This window comes from Haliscomenobacter sp. (genome assembly GCF_040403615.1).
Lineage (GTDB): Bacteria > Bacteroidota > Bacteroidia > Chitinophagales > Saprospiraceae > Haliscomenobacter.
In genome coordinates this window covers 22,216-28,979 of sequence record NZ_JBBAKG010000081.1, presented here as the reverse complement: position 1 = coordinate 28,979, position 6,764 = coordinate 22,216, and the positions used below count along the sequence as shown (strand labels likewise).

Below are 6,764 nucleotides of genomic sequence, written 5' to 3'. Positions count from 1 at the left end.
AAGAGCAACTCCTGCCCAGGATATTGTATATTTGAAATGTTTGCTTGCTGATGTAATTGGGAGCTGTATAGCTTATTTTTTTTCGGATGTTCATGCTACAGATCGCTATGCAAAGTTTTATGATAAAAGTAAATTGGCCGAATTGCCAAACCTGATAAACTGGGACGCTGTTAAATCCTCTTATTGGGGTGGAGAAGAAAATTTGAATATTAAAAGAAAAAAACAAGCAGAGTTTCTGGTTTCTGATGATATACCCGCCAAATGCATAACTGCGTTTGGTTGCTACAATGATGAAGCTAAACAAAAATTATTAGCTTTCGGAATTGAAGCAGAAAAAATTAAGCTAACCCCTGAAGCTTACTTTTAAAACTTGTTGCTATGATCAAGTATGTAACTGGAGATATCTTGGAAAGTAAGGCACAAGCCCTGGTCAATACGGTGAATACGGTAGGGGTCATGGGAAAAGGCATTGCTTTGCAGTTCAAAAAAACATTTCCACATAATTTTAAGGCTTATGCAGAAGCTTGTAAAAAAGGGGAACTAAAAATAGGCAAATCATTGGTTTTCAAGGATATAAATTTAAATACAGGTGAAAAAATTATCATTAATTTTCCAACCAAAAGGGATTGGCGAAAACCATCAGAATATAGCTTTATTTCCGAAGGCCTGGACGATTTGATTCATGTATTGGAAGAAAATGAAATTCGGAGTGTTGCGATTCCCCCCTTGGGTGCAGGAAATGGTGGTTTGGAATGGGAAAGAGTAAAAAAAATGATAGAGCAGAAGTTGGCAAATCTTGATGCAGAAATCATGGTGTATGAACCAAATGTCGAAATCAAGGAGCATCTAAAAAAAGAAAGGGTGAAACTAACAGATGCCAGAGCCCTGCTTCTTTACATGCTTTATGATTTGGTGCGTAACGGTGAATATGTGTCCGAATTTTCCAGTGAAAAGGTGTGTTACTTTTTACAAAGATTCGGGGCTGAGAAATATTTCAAACTCAACTTTGAACCTAATTTTTATGGCCCTTATTCCGGAAAAGTACGATTTGTACTGAATGCTTTAAATGGGAGTTACCTAATGGGCTACAGTGATATGAATAAAAAACCATTTGAGCCATTGATGATGGTTGCAGATGGGTATGATGCTGTGAAAAAATACGTTGAAAACAATCCAGAACTTATCACCATTGCGGAAAAAACCAAAGCATTTTTAAATGGGTTTTATTCGGATTTTGCCCTGGAGTTATTGTCTAGTATTGACTACATCATGCACCGATTCAATATTTCGGACAAAGAAGAGGTCTCGAAAAAATTACAGGAATGGAGCAATCGGAAACGAAGTTTGTTTTCGGATCCAAAATACCTTGAAATTTCTTTCGCGCATATTCAAAAAGCCACGTTGGTTTAGGATGTAGCTTTGCTTTTTTTTATCATTGCGCCCGACGGGCTTTGTTTTGCCTTGGTGAACCAATGCCGGATCTAAGTAGTTTACCACATTAAATCAATCACTTTGAAGGGCTCTTTTTTACTCATCCTTCGTTAAAAAGCCTCGCCGATGCCCTGCATCGCCTACGTTTTTTGCCTCGGCTGCGAAAAAAATAGCCTCTTCAAAAGTGATCATTTAATGTGATCAACTACTTATAAGTTGTAAACAAACATTCAACATCAATTCATTCAAATGAACTACATCAAAACGCTCGCTCAAGCACTTTGCGCTGCACTTTTCCTGCTGGTATTCATGAGCAGTACCACCAATGTCGCGGATAACGCAGGCGGCAAACGCGAATTCTACGAAATCAAGATTTACCGCATCAATGGCAAGGAGCAGGAAATGCGCGTAGATCAGTTTCTGGAAAAAGCCTACATCCCGGCCTTGCACCGCGCTGGAATCAAGAAAGTGGGGGTATACAAACCCATTGAAAAGGACACTGCCGCAGGGAAACGGATTTATGTGTTCATTCCATTGCGCAAACTGGAATTGCTCAATACCCTGCCTGCTACCCTGGACAAGGATGCCCAATTCCAGACCGATGGTGCCGATTACCTGAAAACGCCTTGGGACAAACCCGCTTATGTACGCATGGAATCCATCGTGTTGCAAGCTTTCAAAGACATGCCGATGATGGCGATGCCACAATTGAGCGGCGCTACTGCGGATCGCGTTTATGAATTGCGCAGCTATGAAGGTGGATCTGAACAACTGTACCAGAAAAAAGTACACATGTTCAATGAAGGTCAGGAGATCAGCATTTTCACCCGTTTGGGCTTCAACCATATTTTTTATGGCGAAGTACTGGCTGGCCGCCAAATGCCCAACCTGATGTACATGACTTCCTTCGACAACATCGAATCTCGCGATGCGCACTGGAAATCATTTGGCGCAGATCCTTTCTGGAAAAAAATCTCTGCATTGCCAGAATACCAACACACGGTTTCAAAGTCACACATTTATTTGTTGCACCCAACGGCGTATTCTGAGATTTGAGCAGGGTTACATCTTGACTACCTTTTGAACCACGTATTCTTTTTTGCCCCATTTTAAGCGCAACAAGTACATTCCCTGAGGCCAGGAGTTTGAATCTATGCTCAGGGAATTCTTGAAGCCCTTGGTGATATTGACCGTTCGCTGAGCGATCTTTTGGCCTTGCAGGTTAAAAACCTCCAGCATTGCCAATTCGATATCCTGGTTGGCACGAATGGTCAACAGCAATTGATCGTGAAATGGATTGGGAACCGTCAATTCGATTGGTTCTTTAAGGTCATCCACACAATAAGAGGAGAGCAGTTTCAGGCTGTTGTCGACGCGCAAATACCCACCTGTAACTACTTTGCCTTGGAGCGAGGCAATGGGTTCAACTCCATCCAGAATCAGATGGCGTGACAGCAAGGCTGCTTCGGCAGGCTTGCTGCGCGCCAATTCAGAAAGATGACCACAGGAAGTGGCGTACAGCAAAGCGATTGCCCCTGCTACTTGCGGCGCGGCAAAAGAAGTGCCAGAAAACTCCCGATACCCTCCTCTAAGGCGGGTAGAGAGGACGTTTTGGCCAAAAGAGGCCAAATCCACTGTATTGGGGCCATACGCTTGCTTTAATTCGCCCTGCTCATCAATATTGGTCACCACCAGGAGGTAATCGCTGGGACAGGCGCTGGGGATATCCCCCAGTTTTTCGGTATTGACAAGATCTTTTCCAGCTGCATTGATGGTTAAAATACCCTGTTGACCAAGGCTGTCAAAAAAAGGACACCAAATGGGATAATCTGCTGAACGCAAGCGCGGGATGCCCCAAGAAGCATTGATGGACACAACAAAAGCCCCTTTTTTACCTGCGGATTGATTGTATAATTTGCGTTGGGTATAAACATAAGAAAAGGCGCGTAAAATAATTTCTTCCGTTCCGCTGGCGCCCCAAACTGCTGTCATCAGTTTTACATTCCAGTTTACGCCAGTACCTCCAAGGCCATTGTTGCCTTTTGCACCAATGATTCCGGCAATTCCAGTGCCATGACCACTCAGGTCCGTTTCGTAAATGTCGTCATTTAAACGTACGCTGTTCCAGCCTTGGTAATCGTCAATGTACCCATTGCCATCGTCATCTTTGCCGTTGTTGGGAATCTCCTGGCGGTTGTACCAAAGATTGGGGCGCAGGTCGGCATGGGTAGTATCTGTACCCGTATCGATAATTGCTACCACAATGCTGTCTCCCTTAGATGTTACCCCGCCAGTCGTGATGTCCCAAGCCTGAGTCAGGCCAATATCCAGACCTGGAGTGCCTGCATTTTGGCCGCGATTGTACCATTGCCATTGTTGGGAAAAGAGTGGGTCATTGGGCTCAGTACCCCGCAATTCGGCATAGTGGTTGAATTGCGCTAAAGCAACGGCAGGATCGCGCTGCAAGGCGTTCAAGAGTGCGTTTTCAGTAGTGCAGGTGCTGTCAAATTGGATCTTCCAGATGTTTAATGGTGCGGAAACGGATACGATGTTGCGGATGCACCCATATTCAGCGGTAGCGGTTTTGTTTTTTTCAGCATGCTTTTGCCGCCAAGCGGCGAAGTTTGCTTTGGGATGAAGCTGAATGAGGATTTCTCCAGGGGCGTGATCTCTATTTTGAGCGTTAAGCTTCGGAAAATTTATAGCACAAATGACAGTTAAAATAATGAGCGTAATTTGTTTTTTCATTAGATCGTCTTTTACAAATCCTATTTTTCGAACGATTGCAATTTGTTTTTATGTATGCAGCAAAACGTTTTTAAGGTGCTTTAACACCAACATGATTTGAACACCCGCAATCCAAGTGTTTTCCCTAAATTTACCCCAGATTTAAAATTTGTTGAATGAGAAAACTTTTACTCGCACTGTTGATCCTCCCCTCTTGGTCTCTTTTTGCCCAAAATACCGCTACCATCAAGGTACGCGATGCCGAAACTCAAGCGCCCATCCCAGGTGCGGCCATTCTGGTGGAGGGATTCAACATTGGCGGGGCAACGGACTCGGCAGGGATGCTCTTGCTCAAGGACATTCCCGATGGAAAACAGACCATTCGCTGCCAGTTTTTGGGTTACCGCACTTTGAACCGCAGCCTGGAATTTCCATTGGCGGCCAACACCCAGCTTGTGTTTTCCATCAGTGTGGAGGAAGAAGAGCTGGAAGAAGTACTCATTCGCAGTACCCGTAGCAGTCGCAGCATTGCAAACATTCCCACCCGGGTGGAAGCCATTTCGGGAGAAGAATTGGAAGAAAAAAGCAACATGAAACCCGGCGATGTACGCATGCTCCTGAACGAAAGTACAGGCATCCAAACCCAGCAAACCTCGGCTACTTCGGCCAATGCCTCGATCCGCATTCAGGGTTTGGATGGGCGCTATACCCAATTGCTGCGCGACGGCTTGCCCATTTATGCTGGTTTGTCCAGTGGATTGAGCCTCTTGCAAATTTTGCCCCTCGACCTCAAGCAGGTGGAAGTCATCAAAGGATCGGCGTCTACCTTGTACGGCGGTGGCGCCATTGCAGGCCTGGTCAACTTCATTACCCGCCAACCCGAAGCCACGCCCATGGTGCGGCTTCTGGCCAACATTACCTCAGCAGGTGGCCTCGACATGAGTGCTTTTTGCAGCAAAATGCTCGACGATGATGTCGGTTTTACCTTGATGGCATCGCGCAATACGGGTTCGGCCTATGATCCTGCCAATATTGGTCTCACCGCCATCCCGCGCTTCAATCGGGTCAGCATCAATCCGCGCTTTTGGTTTTATTTTCAGGAAAACACCACGATTCAGGTGGGGGTTAATTACAGCAAAGAAAACCGTTTGGGCGGTGACATCAAGTACGTGCGGGGCAATGCCAATCTGGGCTACTTTGAACGGAATGAAACCGCCCGCTTTGCCACCCAGGTACAAATTGACCATACCGCCAGCAAACGCCTGAATTTTAGTTTGCGCAACACCATTAGCCGCTTCAACCGCGACCTCTCCCAGCCGCAGTACCGCTTTGAAGGCGCACAAATTGCGTCCTTTTCAGAATTGCACGCTCGCTACCGCCCCAAGCCCAGCCAGGAACTAATTGGGGGCATCAATTACCAAAGCGACCATTTTGAGGAAGCAACCCGCCAGACCCGCCAAAACCCATTTCCACCCCGCAATTTTAACCTGCGCAATTTTGGCACTTTTGTACAGTACACCTGGAATCCCAATAAGCAATACACCCTGGAAACCGGGCTGCGCAGCGATTTGGTGCAGCAATATGGTGCGGTGGTTCTGCCCCGCATCGCGGTCTTGTACCAACTCACCAAAGATGTTTCGGCGCGGATCAACATGGGACTGGGCTACAAGGCACCAACTTTGTTTACGGAGCAAAGCGAAGCCCTGGCTTATCGGGGAGTGAGCATTCCGGTAGCCGACAGTCTGCGCTTGGAACGTTCATTTGGCGTCAACTTCGATTTCAACTACAAAGGCGCATTTAAATTTTTCGGAGGAGAGGAGGTGCATTTCAGCTGGAACCAGTTGTTTTTTTATACCCAGCTCAACAACCCCCTGGTATTGCAAGTCCGCAGCAATGGCACCCCTTATGCATTTGTAAACCTGGACGGCGATTACGCCACCCGTGGACTTGAAACCAACCTCAAGTTCAGCTACCGCAAACCCTGGAAACTCTTTTTGGGCTACACGCTTACCGATGCCCGCTCACGCAGCACGGGTCAGTCGGTGCAATTGCCGCTCACGCCCAAGCACCGCATCAACAGTGTGCTGATGTACGAGCTGGAAGACCAATGGAAACTGGGACTGGAAGCCTACTATTTTAGTTCACAACGCCTGAGCGACGATTCCCAGAGTCGGAGTTACTGGATTTGTGGATTCATGGGTGAAAAAATCTGGGAGAAATGGTCGATTTTTCTCAACTTTGAAAACTTTTTGGATGCGCGGCAAACCCGGTTTGGCAGTACCTATACCGGATACATCACCAATCCAAAATTCAAGGAAATTTACGCCCCTATGGATGGCTTTATCGTGAATTGTGGCGTGAAAATTTCGGTGCTGTAACGGCGATTGCTCCGCGACAGAAGTAAAGCAGAAAAATTAACTTCCCGATTTTTTGCGTCATACTTACCTGCTTGACTTTGGAAAAAAACATGCATCACCTTTCCGAACTTCCTGGCCGAACAGTACAAATTGCTGGCGAACCTTGGCTCTACTTCAGCGGTACAGGCTACCTAGGTGCGGGTTGGAATCCTGACTTGCAAAGGCTGGTTTTGGAAGGCATGCAACAAT

5 protein-coding genes are annotated in these 6,764 nt (G+C 46.2%); 4 read left to right on the top strand and 1 reads right to left on the bottom strand.

Going from position 1 to position 6,764, the window contains the following annotated elements; translation table 11 throughout:
• From ABW391_RS21295 to ABW391_RS21285, 3 genes are all read left to right on the top strand, one after another.
• Positions 1 to 367: DarT ssDNA thymidine ADP-ribosyltransferase family protein (locus ABW391_RS21295; RefSeq protein WP_353483938.1), on the top strand; the 367-nt coding region annotated here is incomplete at its 5' end.
• A gap of 11 nt (positions 368 to 378) precedes the next feature.
• A complete protein-coding gene (darG, locus tag ABW391_RS21290) occupies positions 379 to 1,410 on the top strand; it encodes a type II toxin-antitoxin system antitoxin DNA ADP-ribosyl glycohydrolase DarG (RefSeq protein ID WP_353483937.1) in 1,032 nt (343 codons plus the stop codon).
• 270 nt (positions 1,411 to 1,680) lie between these two features.
• Complete coding sequence (locus ABW391_RS21285; protein WP_353483936.1) at positions 1,681 to 2,487, top strand: NIPSNAP family protein; 807 nt, start codon at positions 1,681 to 1,683, stop codon at positions 2,485 to 2,487.
• Between the two features lie 6 nt (positions 2,488 to 2,493).
• Here ABW391_RS21285 and ABW391_RS21280 read toward each other — a convergent pair whose 3' ends face one another.
• Positions 2,494 to 4,179 carry a S8 family peptidase gene (locus ABW391_RS21280; protein WP_353483935.1) on the bottom strand — a complete coding sequence of 562 codons (1,686 nt, stop codon included), beginning with the start codon at positions 4,177 to 4,179 and terminating at the stop codon, positions 2,494 to 2,496.
• A gap of 155 nt (positions 4,180 to 4,334) precedes the next feature.
• Between ABW391_RS21280 and ABW391_RS21275 the strand changes: the two genes are divergently transcribed.
• Positions 4,335 to 6,536: a TonB-dependent receptor gene (locus tag ABW391_RS21275; RefSeq protein WP_353483934.1), complete on the top strand. Its 2,202-nt coding sequence runs from the start codon at positions 4,335 to 4,337 to the stop codon at positions 6,534 to 6,536.
• The last annotated feature ends 228 nt before the right edge of the window (positions 6,537 to 6,764 follow it).

What these genes read in the sequence shown, in the direction of transcription:
- darG (WP_353483937.1), top strand. Translation starts at nt 379, where the DNA reads ATGATCAAGTATGTAACTGGAGATATCTTGGAAAGTAAGGCACAAGCC.
- ABW391_RS21285 (WP_353483936.1), top strand. Translation starts at nt 1,681, where the DNA reads ATGAACTACATCAAAACGCTCGCTCAAGCACTTTGCGCTGCACTTTTC.
- ABW391_RS21280 (WP_353483935.1), bottom strand. Translation starts at nt 4,179, where the DNA reads ATGAAAAAACAAATTACGCTCATTATTTTAACTGTCATTTGTGCTATA.
- ABW391_RS21275 (WP_353483934.1), top strand. Translation starts at nt 4,335, where the DNA reads ATGAGAAAACTTTTACTCGCACTGTTGATCCTCCCCTCTTGGTCTCTT.